At 40.9% G+C, this 21,663-nt stretch carries 16 protein-coding genes; 10 read left to right on the top strand and 6 right to left on the bottom strand.

Annotated elements, in window-relative coordinates:
- Positions 1-47: 47 nt before the first annotated feature.
- The gene (locus tag HUN01_RS06125; RefSeq protein WP_181930524.1) at positions 48-830 is read right to left on the bottom strand and encodes an ABC transporter ATP-binding protein; all 783 of its coding nucleotides are present in this window, start codon (positions 828-830) and stop codon (positions 48-50) included.
- Positions 831-1,434: 604 nt separating this feature from the next.
- Between HUN01_RS06125 and HUN01_RS06130 the strand changes: the two genes are divergently transcribed.
- Entirely contained in the window at positions 1,435-2,481 is a 1,047-nt protein-coding gene (locus HUN01_RS06130) for a threonine aldolase family protein (RefSeq protein WP_181932581.1), read from the top strand.
- Positions 2,482-2,576: 95 nt separating this feature from the next.
- Here the strand turns inward: HUN01_RS06130 and HUN01_RS06135 are convergent, their stop codons facing one another.
- The 4 genes from HUN01_RS06135 to HUN01_RS06150 form a co-directional block, all read right to left on the bottom strand.
- Positions 2,577-3,017, bottom strand: coding sequence for a thermonuclease family protein (locus tag HUN01_RS06135; RefSeq protein WP_238846019.1), 441 nt, complete (start codon positions 3,015-3,017; stop codon positions 2,577-2,579).
- A gap of 630 nt (positions 3,018-3,647) precedes the next feature.
- A complete protein-coding gene (locus HUN01_RS06140; protein WP_181930525.1) occupies positions 3,648-4,703 on the bottom strand; it encodes a 3-deoxy-7-phosphoheptulonate synthase in 1,056 nt (351 codons plus the stop codon).
- A 197-nt stretch (positions 4,704-4,900) separates the two neighbouring features.
- Positions 4,901-6,559, bottom strand: coding sequence for an alpha-amylase family glycosyl hydrolase (locus HUN01_RS06145; protein WP_181930526.1), 1,659 nt, complete (start codon positions 6,557-6,559; stop codon positions 4,901-4,903).
- Between the two features lie 868 nt (positions 6,560-7,427).
- Positions 7,428-7,805 (bottom strand): DUF1823 family protein, encoded by a 378-nt coding sequence (locus HUN01_RS06150; RefSeq protein WP_181930527.1) that lies wholly within the window; start codon positions 7,803-7,805, stop codon positions 7,428-7,430.
- 333 nt (positions 7,806-8,138) lie between these two features.
- Between HUN01_RS06150 and HUN01_RS06155 the strand changes: the two genes are divergently transcribed.
- The 7 genes from HUN01_RS06155 (at position 8,139) to HUN01_RS06185 (ending at position 14,806) form a co-directional block, all read left to right on the top strand.
- On the top strand, positions 8,139-8,744 hold the full coding sequence (locus tag HUN01_RS06155; protein WP_420832808.1) for an alpha/beta hydrolase: 606 nt from the start codon (positions 8,139-8,141) through the stop codon (positions 8,742-8,744).
- Positions 8,745-8,897: 153 nt separating this feature from the next.
- Positions 8,898-9,110 carry a protein IsiD gene (gene isiD, locus HUN01_RS06160; RefSeq protein ID WP_181930528.1) on the top strand — a complete coding sequence of 71 codons (213 nt, stop codon included), beginning with the start codon at positions 8,898-8,900 and terminating at the stop codon, positions 9,108-9,110.
- A 93-nt stretch (positions 9,111-9,203) separates the two neighbouring features.
- Positions 9,204-10,421 carry a bifunctional phosphopantothenoylcysteine decarboxylase/phosphopantothenate--cysteine ligase CoaBC gene (coaBC, locus tag HUN01_RS06165; RefSeq protein ID WP_181930529.1) on the top strand — a complete coding sequence of 406 codons (1,218 nt, stop codon included), beginning with the start codon at positions 9,204-9,206 and terminating at the stop codon, positions 10,419-10,421.
- The gene (locus HUN01_RS06170) at positions 10,418-11,206 is read left to right on the top strand and encodes a lipoate--protein ligase family protein (RefSeq protein WP_203219523.1); all 789 of its coding nucleotides are present in this window, start codon (positions 10,418-10,420) and stop codon (positions 11,204-11,206) included. Before coaBC ends, HUN01_RS06170 begins: the two co-directional genes overlap by 4 nt.
- Positions 11,207-11,445: 239 nt before the next feature.
- Positions 11,446-11,802 carry a hypothetical protein gene (locus tag HUN01_RS06175; RefSeq protein WP_181930530.1) on the top strand — a complete coding sequence of 119 codons (357 nt, stop codon included), beginning with the start codon at positions 11,446-11,448 and terminating at the stop codon, positions 11,800-11,802.
- Between the two features lie 104 nt (positions 11,803-11,906).
- Positions 11,907-12,929: a spore photoproduct lyase family protein gene (locus HUN01_RS06180; protein ID WP_203219547.1), complete on the top strand. Its 1,023-nt coding sequence runs from the start codon at positions 11,907-11,909 to the stop codon at positions 12,927-12,929.
- A gap of 395 nt (positions 12,930-13,324) precedes the next feature.
- Positions 13,325-14,806 (top strand): site-2 protease family protein, encoded by a 1,482-nt coding sequence (locus HUN01_RS06185; protein ID WP_181930531.1) that lies wholly within the window; start codon positions 13,325-13,327, stop codon positions 14,804-14,806.
- A 117-nt stretch (positions 14,807-14,923) separates the two neighbouring features.
- Here the strand turns inward: HUN01_RS06185 and HUN01_RS06190 are convergent, their stop codons facing one another.
- On the bottom strand, positions 14,924-16,177 hold the full coding sequence (locus HUN01_RS06190) for a glycoside hydrolase family 10-like protein (RefSeq protein ID WP_181932586.1): 1,254 nt from the start codon (positions 16,175-16,177) through the stop codon (positions 14,924-14,926).
- Positions 16,178-16,346: 169 nt separating this feature from the next.
- Between HUN01_RS06190 and HUN01_RS06195 the strand changes: the two genes are divergently transcribed.
- Positions 16,347-16,622 (top strand): Calx-beta domain-containing protein, encoded by a 276-nt coding sequence (locus HUN01_RS06195; protein ID WP_181930532.1) that lies wholly within the window; start codon positions 16,347-16,349, stop codon positions 16,620-16,622.
- Positions 16,623-17,112: 490 nt separating this feature from the next.
- A complete protein-coding gene (locus tag HUN01_RS06200) occupies positions 17,113-21,576 on the top strand; it encodes a DUF4347 domain-containing protein (protein ID WP_181930533.1) in 4,464 nt (1,487 codons plus the stop codon).
- The last annotated feature ends 87 nt before the right edge of the window (positions 21,577-21,663 follow it).

The following is a 21,663-nucleotide window of genomic DNA, read 5'->3' on the forward strand; positions in this document are numbered from 1 at the left end:
GAATTTAACTCCTCATTCCTCATTCTTAACTCCTCACTTTTGAGTTTCTAGCCGGCGACTTTAATCGGGCCTTGAACGCTTCCACTAATAAATTGTCTGATCAAGGGATTTTCTGTGTTGTATATTTCACTAACTGTACCCTCCCACTGCACTCTACCTTCATAGAGAAATATAAGTCTATCAGCTGTACGGCGGATAGTGCTGTCTTGGTGGGTAACAACAGCATAAGTACTACAAACTCCATGTAAACATTGCAAATGGCGGATTAAATCTTCGATTACTGTTGAGGCAATGGGATCAAGTCCAGCTGTTGGTTCATCATATAGTAGAACTTCTGCGCCTTCGCTGGGACTATCGGGGTTAGACATAATTGCACGGGCAAAACTCACCCGTTTTCGCATTCCCCCGGAAAGTTCGGCGGGGTAGAGGTGGCCTATTGCCGGTAAACCTACCATCTCCAATTTTTCTTTTACCAAATCTCGGATGCGCGATCGCGGCAGCTTTGAATTTTGATAAAGTAAAAATCCTACATTCTCTTCCACTGTCAACGAATCAAATAGCGCCGCCTGTTGAAACACCATACCAATGCCAACCTGCTGGCCACCATCCTCAATCAAACCGTCTCGCCGCACTCCTTGCACATAAATTTCTCCTTCATCGGGAGTAAGTAACCCCGCCATTACTCGTAAGATAGTTGATTTACCAGTCCCCGATGGGCCAATAATCCCCAGTGCTTCTCCCCGGTAAATGGTCAAGTCTACATTATCTAGAACTTTATGGCTACCAAAGGACTTAGAAACACCTTTCAGTTCAATCAATGGTTCAGTCATTAGTTATTAGTCATTGGTCATTGGTCATTAGTCAGTAGAAAATAAACAAATGACTACTGAGAACTAACAAAGGACAAATATGCCCAATAGTGATGTCATAGTTATTGGTAGGGCATTGTATACTACATCATAAGTATATGATTAGCATTCTGATTAGCAAACTTTATTTTTTTAGCATAATATTTAGTCATTTGCGATGTTTAACGTCTCAAAATACTCTCAACGCAAGGCTGACAAAGACACCGCAGTAATTAAACGTCTCAGTGAGGGTAAACTAAGACTCTAATTTTCTGTAGACATCAGCAAAACTGTTTATTAGTACAAATGTACTTACTTGTATTATAACTACTAAGAGAAAAGCTCGACAACAAAAAGCTAATTAATAGGTTTATGCCAGATATAAAAATAAAATTTAATTTGTGAAAATCAAAATATTCAGATTTTCAACTTTTTATATATGACTCCTGAATTCTGACTTCTGAATTCTTCTTCAATAGATGATTGGAGAGTTTAATAGGCTTGTCTGTCAATCTTGGAGTTGGCAAAGTCCAAAAATATTTACTAGTATTGTAATAATTACTGTTAAAAAATCAAAGTAAAAATGATGAGTAGCCAATTAGAACAATTTGCAAGTGATAATTCTTCTGGTATTTGTCCTGAAGCACTGGAATATATGATTAGGGCAAATTATGGTAGTGTTCCAGCTTATGGAAATGATGAATGGACTCAAAAAGCCACAGATTATTTTCGGGAACTATTTGAAATTGATTGTGAAGTATTTTTTACCTTTAACGGTACAGCAGCAAATTCTTTATCTTTAGCTGCTCTTTGTCAGTCATATCACAGCGTTATTTGTCATGAGACATCTCACATAGAAACAGATGAATGTGGCGCACCCGAATTTGCATCTAATGGTTCTAAACTGTTACTTGCTCAAGGTAAAAATGGCAAATTAACATCAGAGTCGATAGAGGCAATTGTCACTAAGCGGGCTGATATTCATTATCCAAAACCTAAAGTTATTAGTATTACACAATCAACTGAATTAGGAACTTTATATTCTATTGAAGAACTTTTAAGTATTAAAGAAGTTGCGAAAAAGTATAACTTAAAGATTCACATGGATGGCGCTCGTTTTGCAAATGCAGTTGCTGCCATGAATCAAAGCCCTGCTGAAATTACCTGGAAAACTGGAATCGATGTATTGTGTTTTTGTGGTACAAAGAATGGCATGGCATTGGGTGAAGCGATTCTTTTCTTCAACAAAGCATTAGCAGAGGATTTTGACTATCGATGCAAGCAAGCAGGACAGCTAGCTTCAAAAATGCGGTTTATTTCCGCTCCCTGGTTGGGTTTATTGGAAACTGGTGCTTGGCTAAAAAATGCTAGACATGCTAATCAATGTGCTGAATACTTAGAAAATCAACTATTAAACATAGAAGGCGTTGACTTAATGTTTCCTAGAGAAGCCAACGCCGTATTTGTTAAATTACCTGAACAAATCATTCACAGCTTAAAAGCCAAGAACTGGCAATTTTATACATTTATTGGTGTAGGAGGAGTACGTTTTATGTGTTCTTGGAACACTACTCAATCAAGGATTGATGAATTGATTGGTGATATTAAAAACGCAACTCTTGACAAAAAATAAATATAAAAAATGGAAATAATGAAATAAGTACAGCAATTCTAAAGCTGCCCTAAATTAAGTAAATGCAATTAATAATAACTGGCAATATTAAGTGCTTACTTGGCATTAAACTTCAATCGCACTTTTGGTTGTTGCCATAATCCCAAGCGCTTATTTTGAGCATTAGCTTCTGCAATTAAAAATTTGGTTTTGCTCTCGTAGCAATTTTGTAAAGATTCTCGGTCAACTATAGCATTACCTGACTCTACCAAAAGGAGATTTACTGACCGATTATTCACAAACACTTCACCATCTGCGTGACCGTTTTTGAGTTGTTCTGTGTTTCTAATTACAACAGGAGTTTGAGGTGGTAGTAGCTGTTTTAGCTTTTGTGTTGCTGCTAAACCAGATGGCTGACCATTTGCCTCTGGTGCATTAATACACGCTAGCTTTATTGTGGTTGTTTGTCCTGCATTATCTTTAACCAAAATTGTGTTCCCGTCTGCAATACCAACTACTGTAGCTAGCACCAAAATTAGTTCAAGTAACTCCATCATTTTGTCCGTAATATTTTATGCATAAATATAATTTTATTTCAGTGCTTAGATTGCTAGTGTGATTTAACTCACAAGTTGTAAGTAACAGTAATAGATATTGCCTGTAGTGGTAAAATGCATTTACATAAGGAAGTGCGATCGCGTAACTCCTTAAGCTATAGGGATTCTCCTTTGGATTGAATGTATCATAACTAGACGTACATTTTTTTGTTAGCGATCGCCTACCTTTAGTCTAAGAGGATGTTTGAAAAGTTTTGAGCGAATATAATTCGCTACTACACAAGCTAAGTCCACCTGCGTGGACTAGCAGAAAATCGAGTTTGATAACCCAATACAGTTCAGATAAGACCAAAACACTTGTAGAGACGGCGATTTATCGTGTCTCAAAAACCCACAATTTTGTACAATTAGCCCTTAAATGAACCGTATTGTTTTATAACCCGCGTAGGCGGGTTTTGTATGTGTAGCCGCGACTTCTAGTCACAGAGGCAAGTAATAATTTAGACTTTTCAAACAACCTCTAAACTCCAGATTGACAAACTTTTTGCCCTTGTGGATAAAATAGCCCTGCTTTTTTAAGGGGTCGCCACAAGCAGAGAGTATCTTCCGGGGCAAAATATCACTTAGTGTTTATTTAAGTTTTTTGTGAGCAGCCAAAATAATTTTTTCGGTTTCTTCCCAGCCAATACATTTATCAGTTACAGAAATACCGTATTTTAATTCTTCCTTACCAGTAATTGGTTGACTACCTTCATATAAATGCGATTCCAGCATCATGCCAACTATTGATGTATTGCCATCCACTATTTGCTGAATAATATTTTCTAAGACAGCACCTTGTAATTTGTAATCTTTATTGGTATTACCGTGGCTACAGTCAATAACAATTCTCGGTGGTAAATTTGCCTGTTTTAATTTCTCTTCTACCACTTTTACATTTGCTACATCAAAGTTAGGTTGACTACCACCTCTTAAAATTACGTGACCATAACCATTACCTTTAGTTTGAAATACACTCACCTGTCCGTTTTGATTAATTCCCAGAAAATTATGCGGGTTTCCGGCTGATTGGAGAGCGTTCAAAGCTACTTGAATATTGCCATCAGTACCGTTTTTAAAACCCACAGGCATTGAAAGTCCACTTGCCATTTCGCGGTGAGTTTGTGATTCAGTGGTGCGTGCTCCAATGGCTGACCATGTAATCAGTTCACTAATGTATTGAGGGATGATCGGATCTAGTGCTTCTGTGCCAGCAGGTAATCCCAGTTCTGTAATTTTTAATAATAGCTCCCGTGCAATTAATAAGCCATTCTCTACATGGAAAGAATCATCCATATCTGGATCGTTAATTAACCCTTTCCAGCCTACGGTTGTTCTTGGTTTTTCAAAGTAAACTCTCATAATTAGTAGCAGCTTATCCTGGACTCGCTCGGCCAATATTTTCAACCTCTCAGAATATTCGAGCGCTGCTTTTGGATCATGGATTGAGCATGGGCCAACTACTATAAATTTTCTGCGATCCTGAAAATCTAGGATATGTTCTATTTCTTGTCTATATGCTAAAACTCTTTGTTCTGCTAATTTTGTTAAAGGTAATTTTGATTTGACTTCATTAGGAGTTAATAAAATGCGATCGTTCTCAATGTTCGCGTTGTCGATATTACTATTAAATAATGTGTTGTGCATGGGATGATTTGGCAATTTTATGTACGCACTTCAATTCAGAATTGTAACACAAACCCATGATCTTTTAAAATAGCCTGTTTTGTGCTTGACAAATTTCTAATTAGACTGTAGATGATTAAGATAATAAATGAAAAAGGGGAAATATTTTCCCCTTTTTATTTGCTATTGGACTACTGATTGAGTTGTAGTGTATATTTTTACTGCCATACAAATACTTTAGCTTCGTATGGCCCCAAGTCAGTTATGATGCCATCATCACCAGCTTCGACATCATAATTGCCTGTCCACTCATGCCATGTACCAGCACTAGGAAAGTTAGGAACATGATAGCCAGCAAGGAAGTTTTCTGAGAAATTTGCTATTACGACTACACGAGAACCTTCATCATTCCAACGAGTATAAGCTAATACTTTTGCATCTGCATTTTCGTGGATAAAATCAATATTTTCTGTGTAAAGTGCATGATTACTTTTACGCAGGTTGGTTAGACCTTTGTATGATTCAAATAAACTACGATTGAGATCATTACCTAACAGTGTCCAATCAATTTTTGATGATTCAGGTTGTTTAGGTTTGTACTCGCCAAATTCTTCTCCCATCCAAATCAAAGGTACGCCAACAGCAGTCATGAGGATGGCTACTCCTAATTTAGCCCGCCTAAAGGCTTCTTCGTTAAAAATCTCACGGTTCCCCAGTTCTACCATAATGTGGTGGTGGTCGTGGTTGGTGAGGTAATTTACTACATTGGTGGCACCCAAGAAGCCTTGGCGCTTGCAGTCAATAACATCTTTGAGACGCTCTAAATCAAATGTATCACCGCAGATATGTTCTAGAATGCAGTGATAAAAACTGTCATGCCAGCAACCATCCATTGGCCCATCTACATTAGTAATGCTGGTAGTTTCAGGAATGTGTTCAGCAACATTATAAAAAGGTTTTGCACCAGCAGTTTTTTTGGCTTCTTGAACAATCCAGTGCATGAAGTCGTAATTAGCAATTTGCCGTGCTGCATCATAGCGAATACCATCAAGATGATATTCCTCAATCCAGAAACGGATTGCCTCACCAGTAAATTTCCAGGCTGGCTTAATATCTAATTTTTCGTCATAATGTTCATAATTAAACTCAGGCCCCCAGTTGTTATCAGGGTCACGAGGTTCGTGATGATACCAATAATCGTGGTCAATTTGTGTTAAAGGAGCAGATGCTTCTGAGTGGTTATAAATACCGTCAAGAATTACACGAATGCCTCTGGCATGACACTCATCAATCAATTTTTTCAACCCAGCAGTAGAACCATAACTTGATTCTGTTGCAAAGAAATGACGTGGATTATAACCCCAGCTATAATCACCAGGATATTCTTTAAGCGGCATCAACTCAATAGCGTTGATTCCCAGTTCACACAAATAATCTAACTTTTCAATGACATGTTTGTACTTACCTCGTGCATAAGGGTCATCCTCGCCACCAGAAAAGTCACCAACATGCAATTCATAAATTACCAATTCGTGGTCAGCAGGTAAAGGCTTATCATCATGTTGCCAAACGTATGTATCAGTAATCCTTTGCCCATCTTTGATGTGGATAACACCATCATCTTTTCCACTCAGTTCATCTATATCTGTTGCATAAGGGTCTGTAACCTCAACCCATTGTTCCGGTTCAAAAAACCATGAATTTGATTGAACGCGAAATTTATATTTATAATCGCCATCTTCTAGTTCAACACTTGTACGAAAATAACCATCATCACCTTTTTCCATTGGAATTTCTTGCCAATCAGAAAAAGAACCAATTAATGCGGCTCCTTTGTTGTAAGGTGCAAATAAATTAAATTCAATTGGCTTTGCCATAGAAGTGTTTGTAATATCAAGGGTTGATAGGAGTATTCTCTGATGCTCAATTGAATTTGCAAATCGCTCTAGAGAAATAATTAGTTCAGCAGTGCTTCTATCTTCAGGAATAATTGTTAAAAACTTTATAAAAGTTAACTATGGTTTTTTGATTTTTGGCTGTTTTTAACACTTATTGATTGACTACAATACAGATTTACTGTATTGTATATTGCGCCTATAAGACTAATATTTTTAAACACCTATTACATATAATTGCAAAAATTAAGCAACTAAATCAATAGTTTTTTATTAAACTCTAATATAGTAGATATAAGACTCATATTTAATTTTTTGGCGTTGCTGAATCAAGGGATGATTCTTGTAGGGTGGGCGTCTCACCCGCCTTGAAATACAAGGGACGGGCAAGATGCCCATCCTACAAAACTAGCAAAATCATCCCGCAAATATGCAACGCCGATTTTTTAAATACACGTAGGAGAGCCAGTGCTTTGCAGAGGTTATCGACGCTCCATTACTTGCTCTAAGCGAAGACTCTCGTTCGCGTTAGCGTCTCTGAAAGAGAAGAGAAGGCTTTACGCTGCGCTATCCGTTGTGGCAACTGACTTGTGTTATACCGTAGCCTACGCACCAAAAACTTCGGGTGGTGGGCTACGTAAAAATACGCTTGGGTTAAGGGCTAATTGTACAAAATTGTGGGTTTTCGAGACGCGATAAATCGCCGTCTCTACAAGTGTTTTGGTCTTATCTGAACTGTATTGGGCTATGGAAATAACCCTAGATATACTTAAAGTTTTTCACCCAATCAAATCGGATTGGTATAGTCGTTAAAAATAGGATATTTTTTGTCAAATGACTGCTGATCAGATTACTGAATTGTGCCGTTAGTTTGTTGCAGATAACTTAACAACCAATTTGCCGCTGTTGCTCTACGAGTTTGCCGAGGTCCAAATTCACCAATCTTATATCCTTTGAAGCCCAGTTTTTCTTTTAACATTTGTTTATTTTCAGCAGGAATAGAACGAGTCAACTTAACTGTTGCGGGGCGAGATTCCATAAAATCTGGTGGTTGTGGGTAATCATTCTGCCATTCTGGTGCAACTTGGCTAGCGTCCCATTGTGCAGTTGAGGAGTCATAGCGATAGCCTAAATAATGCCATAGCAACTGATTAACTGTGGCATCATCAAATTTATCTTCAATAATTGCCCAAATCGTTTCTGTATTGAGTGGTGGCAGGTTAGACATAAACAGTTCAAAATTACAAGTGGAAAAATTGACTATTAATTAAATTTACAACAATTAGTAGGTAGTAAAAAATACTTTATCACTACCTTGCTGCAATCCCAAAGATAGGAATAATTTTATTTTTATAATGATCTTTATGATGGAATTAAAGGGAGCCGTCGGCAACCTGTAAAAGAACGTGGTATTCTCTGGAAACAGCAGTATAAAGAAGAATTACATTTCTATTCTCCTCCTTTGGCAGGCAGGAAATTAGCTAAATACTAAGTCTGCTTGAAGAGATAGGATTTATTAAAATAGTAAAAGTTTAGGAGTAAACCTCTGTCTTTACAAGTTATTACCGTTCCTAGAGCCACTTCTCAACCCCCCGCAGGTTTAATTGTTACTTTGCATGGTTGGGGAGCTAATGCTGAAGATGTAGCATCATTGTTACCCTTGCTCAACTTACCTGATTACCAGTTTGTATTACCCAATGCACCTTATCCTTATCCCTATTCCCCTGTAGGGAGGGCATGGTATGACCTGCGGGTGGAAAATATGTATGAAGGGTTGGTAGAAAGTCGGCAACTGTTAACAGATTTTTTGGAATCTTTAGAAAGTACCACTGGCGTACCTTTATCACGCACCATTTTATGTGGATTTTCTCAAGGTGGGGCAATGACTTTAGATGTCGGATCAAAATTACCCCTAGCAGGTTTAGCTGTCATGAGTGGGTATTTACATCCTGATGCCCTAACAGCAGCGAAAAGTGGGATTCCACCGATTTTAATCAGCCACGGGAGATATGATGAAGTTGTACCCCTAAAAGCTGCTTTGAAGGCACGAGAAACTGTACAGTCTCTAGGAGTGGCGGTGGAATATCACGAATTTGACATGGGGCATGAAATAAATCCACAAACGTTAGAGGTGCTACGAAATTTCGTTGTAAATCTAATTGGCTAGTCAGAATTACGAATTTTTTATAAATTCTGGTATAAATGCTAAAAATCTCACGAAATGAATCACCTCTAATGAGTAATATATATAGGGTGGCTGCGTTCAGCGCAACTTAACCCATGCTGAAAGTGCGTGCTGCATAAGGGAGGGGCAAACATTATGACAACTCTAAGCATTTCCAGGAAAGAAATTGCTGCCATAACTGCGGCAGAGGTAGAAGAACTGGCTACACGTTTGGAGCTAGACAATTATAGTAATGCTTTTGAGGGTTTAAATGATTGGCATCTATTGCGAGCGATCGCATTTCAGCGTCCAGAGTTAGTTGAACCCTATATCTACCTCTTAGACTTGGAAGCCTACGATGAAGCGTAGTTGAGAGTTAGGAGAGACGCGATTAATCGCGTCTGTACAGGAGTTAGGAGTTATAAATTAATATTCGTAACTACTTAGTCCTAACTTTTTACCATGACTAATCCAAAATTTAACAGGGTTCTAATAGGTGTAGGTGGCGGTATCGCCGCCTACAAAATTTGTGAATTGGTTTCGACGCTGTTTAAAACTGGGGTGGAGGTTCGAGTCATCCTCACCCGTTCGGCGCAAGAATTTATCACGCCTCTGACAATAGCCACTCTATCCCGTCATCCCGCCTACACCGATGATGATTTCTGGAAACCAATTCACTCTCGTCCGTTGCATATTGAATTGGGTGAATGGGCAGATGTCATGGTAATTGCTCCTTTGACGGCTAATACATTAGCAAAGTTAGCCTACGGGATGGCGGATAATTTACTCACAAATACCGTGCTGGCTTCTACTTGTCCCGTGCTGGTAGCACCCGCAATGAATACCGATATGTGGGAACAGCTATCAGTGCAGCGAAATTGGCGACAGCTATTGATCGATAGTCGATATCATGGGATGAATACAGCATCAGGATTATTAGCGTGCGATCGCATCGGTGCTGGTAGATTAGCAGAACCTCCAGAAATATTCGCTCACATCCAATCGTTGTTACACACTCAAGGTAAACGAGATTTAGTCGGTAAACGAGTGTTAATTAGCGCCGGGGGAACGCGAGAGTATCTTGACCCAGTGCGGTTTATTGGTAATCCTTCCACAGGTAAAATGGGATTAGCTTTAGCGCAAGCAGCACTTCACCGAGGCGCAAACGTTACTTTGGTACATGGCCCAGCTAATTGGGATGTACCATTAGGAGTACAAGGGATTCCCGTCATTAGTGCAGAGCAAATGCAGCACATCATGGTGGAATGTTTACCCAACGCTGATATCATTGTGATGTCAGCAGCCGTCGCAGATGTGAAGCCAAAAGATTATAGTACAGAAAAATTGCCCAAGCGATCGCTCCCCCAAGCTTTACCTTTGGAACCCGTACCCGATATAGTCGCCCAATTAGCACAACTTAAGCAGCCGCATCAGATGTTAATTGGTTTTGCAGCACAAACTGGCGATATTGTCAAGCCCGCATTAGAAAAATTACAGAATAAAAAATTAGATGCGATCGTTGCTAACCCCATCGATCAACCTGATAGTGGTTTTGGTAGCGATAATAATCAAGCGATATTTTTAGATAGCCAAGGAAATCAGGTAGAAATTGCACCTTGTTCTAAATTAGAAATGGCGCATCAATTATTTGATTTTCTTTCCATAGTCTCAAACAGATGAGACAACTAGCAACCGAGTCACCATCCACTTGGCGTTTCATCCCGATGCTTCAGACATCAGGAGCAGTGCAAATGGCTATCGATGCTTGGTTGTTCAAGCAATTTGAAAAGGGACAGCACCAACCTATCCTGCGTTTTTATACCTGGTATCCTTATGCGCTCTCCTTGGGACATCTGCAAAAACAATGGCCTGCCGAGTGGCATAATCTGATTTACCAGGGAAAGGGACTCGATCTAGTTCGTCGGCCAACGGGAGGTAGAGCTGTTCTCCATCAAGGAGATTTAAGCTACGCCCTGATTACCTCAGCTAGTACTGGAAAAAGCTGGGGTACTTATGAAAAAATCTGTAACTTTTTGATCCAAGGCTGGCAAACCTTGGGTATTGAGTTAAATTATGGTTCTGCTGGACGGGGTTACATTCACAATCCCAGTTGCTTCAATACAGCAACAGCCGCAGACTTGGTAACTGCCGATGGTAGTAAATTCATTGGTAGTGCCCAACGCAAAGGAAGAAATACCATTCTTCAACATGGCTCGATGATTTTGTCTACAGACAAAGGTTTATTTCAGGAAATCTTTGAACAACCAGCACCGTGGAATACCTCACTTTGCAACACACAGGAACAGGATGATTGGATTGCAAAAATTGTGGATACACTGACAGAGACGGCAAAACAGTACTTTGGTATAGAACTAGTTACCCAACCATTCACTGATCTCGAATGGCAAGATATCCTGAAATTGCGATCGCTTTATGAGGTGCGATTGCCTGTTCCCAAACTTTAGCTTATGTAGACAATACGTAGAAAGCCAATTCTTTTTGAGTCAAATAGCTGTACAGCGTAGTTTTGCAGTGCAAATGAAAATGCTAGAGCATAAGAGCAAATCTCACCCCAGAACAAGCCCAATAGCTGGGAAAGGAAACTACTACTTTCAATTGGGTATAACCCGTATGGTCTATGGCTTTAAGTCACTTCTATAGATTTTACAATATAAGTAAGACTTAAAAATAACGCTTCAATTATATGAAAATACTCTCATCAGAGCTAGTCCATTTGGGATTTGGCAAATATGTGCGTTCTGACCAAGTAACAGCAGTTATACCAATAGAAGAGGAGCGAGGCCCAGGGCGACGAACCTTTGTTCACATTCAAGGGCAAAGCGATCCAATTATCGCCTCTCGCGCTGAAGATACCATCGTCCGTGATTTAGTACAGGAACCACGCGAGGTTACTCAAGCCCGTCAGCAGCAAGAAATTCTTCAAGATTTATTGGTAAATCTAGGTAATGTTAATTCGACTGTGCGACGAATTAGCCGTGATGAAGGCACTTTGGATCTTGATTTGTTAGAGCGACGACTTAAGCAAGTCCTTGAAAATTAATTGCAGAAGTCAGCAAACTTTCATAACGGAGAACGATATTGCTGAATACAATTACAGACCAGGTTTCAGGATCAGATACACAAACAAGATCACCAAGGTTGTGGATACCTGAACGGGTACTGTTTACACCTGCTGCCCTAGATGAGGATTGGGGGCAGCAGATTCTTGCACGTGTGCAGTCACTCAACTTACCAATAGAAGAATTATCACAGAATCGCCTGAAGGGACTGCGCGGTGAGTCTGAGCGGGATACTTACAATATCGCCAAGCGTACCTTAGCGGTGGTTACTGCACCACCCAGTTCTTTGAAACTGAGTCCTATTCCACCTTCTGCGGATTGGCAGTTTCACCTTGCCGAAGGTTGTCCGGCTCATTGTCAATATTGCTACCTAGCTGGTAGCTTGTCGGGGCCACCTGTTATCCGCGTTTTTGCTAACTTACCGCAGATATTAGAGAACTTAGCTAACTATGAGCAACAGGGAGAAACCACGAGTTATGAAGTTAGCTGTTACACAGACCCATTGGGTATTGAGCATTTAACTGGAAGTCTTGCTGAATGTATCCGTTACTTTGGCACTCGTCCCAATGCACATCTACGTTGGGTATCGAAGTTTGATGCTGTGGATGGATTACTCGACCTACCACACAATGGGCATACTCGCTGTCGAATGAGCGTTAATGCTGCACCGATTTCTGGCAAATTTGAAGGTGGCACAGCATCCGTAGCATCCAGACTTAATGCATTGCGACGGTTGGCGTTACCACAAGAGCATGGCGGTGGCGGTTATCCAGTAGGTTTGGTGATCGCACCAATTATGCCGATAGACGATTGGCAAATGCACTATAGTTATTTATTTGACCAGATAAACGAGGCACTGGATTTTGACTGTAACCTTACTTTTGAGTTAATCTCGCATCGATTCACACCTGGGTCAAAAGAAGTTTTACAAACTTGGTATCCGCAATCAAAATTAGAGATGGATGAGGCAAAACGCAGCGTCAAGCGTAATAAGTTTGGTGGGACGAAGTACGTTTACGATAAGGACATAATGAAGGCGTTGCGTTGCTTTTTTGAGAGTGAGATTAGTAGGCGCTTTCCAAATGCTGAAATTCTTTATTGGACTTAGTAGACCACTTCGCTCAAATACAGTTTGAGCAAATTAATTATTGGGCAAGAGAGCGATCGCAATGATCGCTCTCTTTTCAGGTTGCTCAAAAGCTGGTGGGTTAAGGCTTTACCGAAACCCTACTTAAGATTTACTTTATAAATATAAATGGTGTCTTACCCTTAAAACCTAGTGGTCTGTCCCAAAAGTTTTGATGAGTTCGTAGTAAGCACTTCAGTGCTTAAAAATCCAGGACTAAAGTCCTGACTACGAACTTTTTTACCCTTCGCCTGGGTTTGGCTACGCCCACTAAAAGCCGGATAATTTGGGCAGATTACAGGCGGCGTTATACATTAATAAGTGTATCTGCAATACCGGACTTGTTCTGGCTTAGTCTCAATAGCAAAGGTTTGGAGATGTTTACTTTATCAGAAACTTCTATCCTGGCAGCAATCCTACTGTTAGCTTTAGGCATTTTGGGCTGGGGCTTTTATCGCGCCAGACCTTTTGGTAAGCTGGGAATCTTAGCCTGGTTACAGTCGGTGGTGTTGATGACTCCCTGGCTTCTATTTTTTGGATTGTTTGCCGCAGGGATTTACGTCAACATAGCGGGTATATTGTTCTTAATAGTGACTTCCGCTGGATTGTACATCTACTTGGGCAGACAGTTACGCGCAGCTGGGCAAGATGACATCCTTAAGCAACGCGCAACAGAAAGGCTTGCTGCTGCTTCCTTAATTGAAGCAAATTCCCCACAACCAACAGCAGCAGAACAAAAAGCGGAGATTCCGCCAATACCGGAAGATGACTTGAATGCAATTAAAGGTATTTTCGGTATCGATACGTTTTTTGCCACAGAAACCATCGCCTACCAAGATGGAGCCATTTTCAAAGGCAATTTGCGAGGAGAACCAGAAGAGACTCACAACCGTCTAACGGCAAGTTTACGGCAACGCCTTGGTGATCAATATCGCCTGTTTTTAGTGGAAAATACAGATGGCAGACCAGTAGTGATTGTCCTGCCGAGCCGCAATGATCCCCGTCCGCTTCAGTTATCGCAAAAAGTCTTTGCAGGTATTCTGTTGGTAGCGACCATTGCCACAAGTTTAGAAGCTGCGGGATTACTGCTGAATTTTGATTTCTTTGGCAATCCAGCGCGGTTTCAAGAAGCTTTGCCCATAGGCGCTGGAATATTTTCGATTTTAGTCGCTCACGAAATTGGTCATTGGTTACTTGCGCGGCGTCACCAAATCCGCCTTAGCTGGCCTTTCTTTCTACCCGCAGTGCAAATTGGCTCTTTTGGTGCAATTACCCGCTTTGAATCTTTGTTGCCCAACCGCAAGGTATTATTTGATATCGCCTTAGCAGGGCCAGCCGCAGGTGGAATTGTTTCTTTGTTAATGCTAGTGACAGGCTTGCTGCTTTCCCACCCAGGTAGCTTATTTCAATTGCCCAATCAGTTTTTCCAAGGGTCAATTTTGGTGGGAAGTTTGGCACGAGTAGTCCTTGGTTCGGCTTTACAGTCATCCCTGGTAAGTGTTCATCCTTTAGTGATAATTGGTTGGCTGGGGTTAATTATCACGGCTTTGAACTTAATGCCCGCAGGACAACTAGATGGTGGCCGGATTGTTCAGGCGATTTACGGACGCAAAACCGCAGGACGGGCAACGATCGCAACTTTAATTTTACTGGCGCTAGTGTCCCTTGGTAATATGATTGCCATGTACTGGGCGATCGTCATTTTCTTTTTGCAACGAGATCAAGAACGCCCCAGCTTGAATGAAATTACTGAACCCGATGATGCTAGAGCTGCTTTGGGTCTTTTGGCTCTATTCTTGATGATTACCACACTTCTACCCTTAACTCCCGGCTTGGCTGGACGTTTGGGAATAGGATAGATAGTGCTGAGTGCTGAGTGCTGAGTGCTGAGTGCTGAGTGCTAAGTTAGGAGTTAGGAGTTAGGAGTTAGGAGTTGTAGAGACGCGAGTAATCGCGTCTCTACAACTCCTACCTTTCTACGGTTTCCAACCTGCAAGCAGATTCGGGTAAGTCGTTGGTGTGGGGAAAATTTTCTGGAAGGCGAGTTGACGCTCTTGAGGCTTTTCTTTGCTCATGTTCCAGAGGGTTTCATAGAAAAAGAAAGAGACTCCGGCAAAATTGCGATCGCGTGCTTTTTGCACTTGTGTCTGAATCTGCTGCATCGGTACAGACCGATTTTTCAACCCAGCTAAAATGCCGATACTGACCGGAATATGACGCTGTGCGGCTTTTACTTCTGGGTATTCTAATTCCTTAACAAAAACATTTAAATCATCACGATAGATTTGCAAAACCAAATCTTCAACAATTCCCATCCGTTCCCACTTTTGCCAGTCTGCTAAAAAGTATTCGTAGGAAAAACGTTGAGGATTAGGAGCAACGGAAACCAGGCAATTTTTTTTGGTAGCTTTAATAGCTGTAAATACCCGTTTCATAAAGTCGGTGATTTTGTTCGCTCTCCAGCGCACCCATTCTGGATCTTTAGAGTTTTTGGAGGGAGCTTTACCACGGTGTTCTTTTTTGTAAAGCGCCACCGTATAAGCATCGTATCCTAATTCTGATGGTAAGCCAAAATGGTCATCAAATTGAATACCGTCAATATTGTAGTTTCTGACAATTTCAACGATTAAATCTTGAATAAATTGTTGTACCTCTGGGCGAAAGGGATTTAACCAAACACGATTATGTGTGCCTTCTTTGATAATCCGCGTCCCATCACTCTTACTGGTGAGCCATTGGGGACGATTTTTAGCTAATAGAGAATCCGCTGGTGCCATGAAGCCAAATTCAAACCAGGGAATCACTGTTAACCCTTTTTGATGTCCTACATCGACAATTTCTTTGAGGATATCTCGCCCTTGGAGTCCGGGTGTGGGATCGAGCGATCGCCCGATGACTTTTTGGGCAACTTTGCTAGGATACAATGTATATCCCCAATTCCAAACTGCTGAATATATGGTGTTAAAATTGAGTTCATCAAGGCGTTGTAAAGATCCCTTGAGGCGATCGCGCTCAAATAACACATCACTATCAATATTTGTTAACCACACCCCCCTTAACTCAGATGTGGGCGTTTGTGGCAGATTAATTTGAGCGTTCAAGGGGAACGATAGCATCACCGTAGCTACCACGCTCAAGGTAAGCATAACGGCAAATAACCCCGACTTTCTGCTTTGGCGAATATTCCACCAAGAAGGAAACTCAACACACCACTTTATAAACCTTTTCATCATTTGGTTACAGACATCATCAAATTATGAACGATCAGCATAAATAGCGATCGTTTCGATTGTAAGCGCTAAAACAATCGTCATGAACTGCATACACCAGAAAACATGAAAGAGAGAGTGTGGACTGGGGATCGTCAATCTTGCCCTTGCCAATCCCAGCTATCAGCCAGTGATTGTCAATTATAATACGAGCGATCGCACTGCGAAAGTTTCTGACTCTGATAACAATTTTAGGATGAGAACAATCATTTTCAATCCTAGTGAAATCTTGAAAACTATTAGCTTTGGCATCAGAGGTGATAGAAAACTACTTGAAGCCGACAAGACATTTTTTGTTAATCTCTATGATGCGACAAATGCTGCGATCGCTAATAACTCTAAATCTCAATATAAGACTTTCCTCGTTCCCAGTCTCCGACTGGGAATGCATTCATTGAGTCTCTGACTCAATGTCTGACTAGATGCAGCAGCCCCTCATAACTCATTCCCATGCTCTGCATAGAAACGAGATAAACGGAGGAAAATCGAGCTTTTTTAGGATTTTGTGTACACCGTAGCTTTTTTCGGTAGATTTAGGCGGATCTAAAACATATTACTCTCGACAAGAGGGCTTTTCAAACATCCTCTTAGTTAATTAAGTAATAATACTATAGCAGCGATTATATTTTTAGCATAACTTTGTACTGGCTTGCGTACTTATTGATTACTGAGTTCTCAATTAAATTTTATATTTTAACTCAATAAAAACAGGTTCCAATTACCGATTCAATTGAGGTATATAAGCGTATTTTTAAGCATTCGCTTCCTGTTTAGTGCTGTTTTCATTTATTCATAATCTTTGAGTTGCTAAATTTTAATTACTAATAAAAATCATCGTGTAAATACAAGAAAAAACAACTTCTAAATACCAAAATAATTTTATTGAGGAATTACAAATGCCAAATCAAAATATTGTCTTTATTGATCAAGCAGTTATCGACTATCAAAGCTTGATTGCTGGCATCCAACCAGACACTAGTGTAGTAATCCTTGACTCAAATCAAGATGGAGTAGAACAAATCACTCAAGCTTTGCAGGGTGGTAAATATCAATCAGTTCAAATTATTTCCCACGGCAGTAGCGGAAGTTTGCAACTAGGTTCAAACCAACTCAATACCAACAATTTGGATTACTACACCAATCAGTTGCAACAATGGAGAAATTATTTAACTGAGGATGCCGACATTCTGCTTTATGGTTGCAATGTGGCATCTTTTGATCAAACTTTTGTGCAACATTTGAGTGAAATCACAGGCGCAGATGTGGCTGCTTCTGATGACATCACAGGGAATTCTGAGTTGGGGGGTGACTGGGATTTAGAAGTGAAGGTTGGCTCCATTGAGTCAGATTTAGCCTTGACGCCAGAGACAATGAAGGCTTATCACTCAATTTTACCCTTATCGTTTGCAACTGCCAGCAACTTTAGCGTTGGAAGCAATCCCTCTTCTGTGACAGTGGGTGACTTCGACAAAGATGGTAACCTTGACTTAGCTGTGGCTAACTTTGACTCCAACGACGTTTCAGTGCTGTTAGGCAATGGCAGTGGTGGTTTTGGGGCTGCTGCCAACTTTGGCGTCGGAAACAGTCCTAATTCCGTGACAGTGGGAGATTTTAACAAAGATGGTAACCTTGATTTAGCCACAGCTAACTCTAGCTCTAACAGCGTTTCACTGCTTTTAGGCAATGGCAGTGGTAGTTTTGGGGTTGCCAGCAACTTTAACGTGGAAAGTTCTCCCCGTTACTTGGCAGTAGAAGACTTCAACAAAGACGGCAACTCTGACTTAGTGGTAGCTAACTTTGGCTCTAACAAAGTTTCAGTGTTATTGGGCAATGGTAGTGGTGGTTTTGATATTGCTATCACATTCAACGCGTCAAGCAGTCCCATTTCCGTTGCAGTGGAGGACTTCAACAAAGATGGTAACCTTGACTTAGCCACAGCTAATTATGGCTCCAACAACGTTTCAGTTCTGTTGGGCAATGGCAATGGTAGCTTTGGGGCTGCCACCAATTTTGGCGTGGGAAACAATCCCAATTCCTTGGTAGTGGGTGACTTCAACAAAGACGGCAACTCTGACTTAGCCACAGCTAATTATGGCTCCAATAGCGTTTCTGTTCTATTAGGCAATGGTAGTGGTAGCTTTGGGACTGCCACCAATTTTAGCGTGGGAAACAATCCCATTTCCCTGATAGTGGGTGACTTCGACAAAGACAGCAAATCTGATTTAGCTGTGACTAACTATTTATCCAATAACATTTCAATTCTGTTGGGCAATGGGGCTGGTAGTTTTGGAACTGCCAGCAATTTTGGCGTGGGAAGCACTCCCAATTCCGTAGCAGTGGGGGACTTTGACAAAGACAACGACTTGGACTTAGTAGTGGCTAACTCAAGCTCCAATAACGTTTCAGTGCTGGACAATACTACTGTACCCCCAAAAGTTGACTTTGGTGCTGCTACCTACAACACTACAGAAGGTAGTACTGCTACTGAGGTAACTATTGCCGTTACTTTAGACGCTACTCCCAACATTGATGTCACAGTTCCCATTGTCATCAACAACAGTAGCACCGCTACTAGTGGCAACGATTACACATTTTCACCCGCTAGTCTTACTTTTAGTGCTGGGGCAGCAGGTTCAAATTTAACTCAACTAGTAACTTTTACCATTCAACCAGACGATTTACCTGAAAATGCCGAAACGGTTGTACTCAATTTCGGCACACTAACGGGGGCTATTCCAGGAACAATCACTGAAACTACTCTGAATATTGCTGCTAACGATTCCATTGAATACGCAATTTCCACCACCACCCCACCTTTAACTGAAGGTAATAGCGGTACTCAATCTGCTACCTTTACCATCACCCGCAGTGGTGGTATTGGCGTGGCGAGTACGGTAGATTATGCCTTGAGTGGTACAGCAATTTTAGAGATTGACTATAACAATATTCAAGTTACAAATGGAGGAACTGCTTCATCGGGGACTTTAAACTTTGGAGTTGGAGAAACAACAAAGACAATTACACTCGATGTTTTGGGTGACTATACAGTTGAACTTGATGAAAACATTATTGTTACTCTAAGTAATCCTAATCTCACAACTGCGCCGACAAGTTCCACAGTTACCACCAGTTCGGCTCAAGTAGACATCATTAATGATGATTTCTCTAAACCGACACTCATCAACGAAATTCTGTTTGACCCCCCAAGTACAGATAGCCCGAAAGAATATATCGAACTGCGTGGCACTTTCGCTGCGACTCTAGAAGCTGGAACTTATTTAGTTGGCATTGAGGGTGATTCTGGTAATAATCCTGGTAATGTTCAAGATATTTTTGATTTGTCTGGTAAGCAGTTTGGTACTAATGGGTTGCTGGTTCTTCTGCAAAAAGGCAGTACTTATGTAGCCAAGCCTGGCGCAAATGTAATAAATAATACCGGAAGTGGAGCCGGATGGGGGAACGGAGCCTCAAGTTCAATCGGTCACACCGGTTCAACAACCGATATAGAAAGTGGGTCTGTTAGCTTTTTTCTGATTCAAACTAATACTGCACCCACCCTAAGCAATGATATTGACTCAAATAACGATGGTATTGCTGATGGTACTGTGTACTCAAATTGGACTGTGCTGGATTCCGTTTCGGTTTTAGATGGGGGAACCACAGACAAAGCCTACGGCTCGATTGTATTTCAAAAAGGTTCTGGTGGTTCAGTTCCAACGAATGCCACAGTTGTTAACACCTCATTTACAGCAGGATATGTAGGGCGTTCAGGTGACACAATCGGTTCAACAGACTCGGATTGGGTAGCAAGTGTGGTTACTGGCACAGCGCCGAATTTGACATTAGGTACTGTTGCTAACACATCACCTGGAAGCTTTGCCAGTCAAGCGTTAAATCACATTGGGGATACTAATTTTGCTCCTGCTGCTAATGTAGATTACGCCATTTCACCTGCTAGTCAAACTGTGACTGAAGGTAATAGTGGTAGCAAAACGGTGACTTTCACTGTTACTCGCAGTGGTGATACTGGCGTTGCTACTAGCGTAAATTATGTTCTGAATGGCACGGCAACTTTTAGCAGTGATTACAACAGTATTAAAGTTGCAGGTGTCACAGGTAGTTCATCTGGGATTATAAAATTCGCCGCCGGGGAAACAACAAAGGCTATCACATTAAACGTTGTAGGCGATAAGGTCACTGAGGCTGACGAAACCATTAATCTTAACCTGAGTTACCCTAACCAAACAGTTGCGATCGCACCAGCTACAATCACTATAGTTAATGATGACAACGCACCTACTATTTCTATCGCAGATAAAAGCGGCAAGGAAGATAGTGGCAATCTTGTTTTTACCGTTAAACTGTCTAATGCCAGCAATGACGTAATCACAGTTGATTACAACACTAGTAATGATACTGCGATCGCTGGCGTTGATTACACCCCACTCACAGGAACTCTGACTTTCAACCCTGGAGTTATCTCTCAAACAATCACCGTACCGATTCTCGACGATTTCATTGACGAATCAACTGAGCAGTTTTTTGTCAATCTCACCAACCCCACCAATGCCAGTATTAGCGATAATCAAGCTAGTGGTAAGATTACTAACGACGATACAGCGGGTTTCAGCATCTCTGCCACCAATGGACTCATAACTACTGAAGCTGGTGGCACTGATAGCTTCAATATTCAACTCACTAGCCAACCCACTGCTGATGTCAGCTTAAATTTAAGCAGTTCCAATATCAATGAAGGTACTGTTTCAGTTTCTAGCGTTACCTTTACCGCAGCTAACTGGAATACGCCCCAAATCATCACGGTTACAGGTGTTGATGATGGTGTTGCAGATGACAACTTTACTTACCAAATTATTACTGCCAAAGCAGTTAGTAGTGATGCCAATTATAACAATCTCAACCCCAGCGATATTGATGTCGTTAACATTAAAAGTGGCAACCAAATTAATAGCATTATCACTGGTACGTCCAAAGCTGATAACCCATTACAGGGAACTAGCTCAGACGATCTGATTTTTGGCTTTGCTGGTAATGATGTAATTGTTGGCGGGCTAGGAAACGATCGCATTTATGGTGGTAGTATTGGTACTGATAATCTCACAGGTGGTGCAGGGAATGATATCTTTGTACTTGCCAAGGGTGAAGGTAGAGATACTATCAAAGACTTCAACATTAGTGAAGATTTGATTGCTTTATCAGGTGGTTTGCTCTACTCCGGTTTGTCTATTACTCAGAGCGGCAATGATACCTTAATTAAGGTTACTGCCAATAACGAAAGTCTTGCTCTGTTAACTGGAATTACGGCATCAACTTTAAACGCTAGCAATTTCATTACTTACTAGTACAGTAAGCAATACTACTCGATTAAGCATTTTGAACCCAAAGTTTGGTTTTGGGAAAGGGTTACTGGGTTTGGGTTAAAGGTTTTA

This window comes from Nostoc edaphicum CCNP1411 (genome assembly GCF_014023275.1).
GTDB classification, from domain to species: Bacteria; Cyanobacteriota; Cyanobacteriia; order Cyanobacteriales; family Nostocaceae; genus Nostoc; species Nostoc edaphicum_A.

What these genes read in the sequence shown, in the direction of transcription:
- HUN01_RS06135 (WP_238846019.1), bottom strand. Translation starts at nt 3,017, where the DNA reads ATGATGGAGTTACTTGAACTAATTTTGGTGCTAGCTACAGTAGTTGGT.
- HUN01_RS06185 (WP_181930531.1), top strand. Translation starts at nt 13,325, where the DNA reads ATGTTTACTTTATCAGAAACTTCTATCCTGGCAGCAATCCTACTGTTA.
- HUN01_RS06140 (WP_181930525.1), bottom strand. Translation starts at nt 4,703, where the DNA reads ATGCACAACACATTATTTAATAGTAATATCGACAACGCGAACATTGAG.
- isiD (WP_181930528.1), top strand. Translation starts at nt 8,898, where the DNA reads ATGACAACTCTAAGCATTTCCAGGAAAGAAATTGCTGCCATAACTGCG.
- coaBC (WP_181930529.1), top strand. Translation starts at nt 9,204, where the DNA reads ATGACTAATCCAAAATTTAACAGGGTTCTAATAGGTGTAGGTGGCGGT.
- HUN01_RS06145 (WP_181930526.1), bottom strand. Translation starts at nt 6,559, where the DNA reads ATGGCAAAGCCAATTGAATTTAATTTATTTGCACCTTACAACAAAGGA.
- HUN01_RS06150 (WP_181930527.1), bottom strand. Translation starts at nt 7,805, where the DNA reads ATGTCTAACCTGCCACCACTCAATACAGAAACGATTTGGGCAATTATT.
- HUN01_RS06130 (WP_181932581.1), top strand. Translation starts at nt 1,435, where the DNA reads ATGAGTAGCCAATTAGAACAATTTGCAAGTGATAATTCTTCTGGTATT.
- HUN01_RS06175 (WP_181930530.1), top strand. Translation starts at nt 11,446, where the DNA reads ATGAAAATACTCTCATCAGAGCTAGTCCATTTGGGATTTGGCAAATAT.
- HUN01_RS06200 (WP_181930533.1), top strand. Translation starts at nt 17,113, where the DNA reads ATGCCAAATCAAAATATTGTCTTTATTGATCAAGCAGTTATCGACTAT.
- HUN01_RS06125 (WP_181930524.1), bottom strand. Translation starts at nt 830, where the DNA reads ATGACTGAACCATTGATTGAACTGAAAGGTGTTTCTAAGTCCTTTGGT.
- HUN01_RS06170 (WP_203219523.1), top strand. Translation starts at nt 10,418, where the DNA reads ATGAGACAACTAGCAACCGAGTCACCATCCACTTGGCGTTTCATCCCG.
- HUN01_RS06190 (WP_181932586.1), bottom strand. Translation starts at nt 16,177, where the DNA reads ATGAAAAGGTTTATAAAGTGGTGTGTTGAGTTTCCTTCTTGGTGGAAT.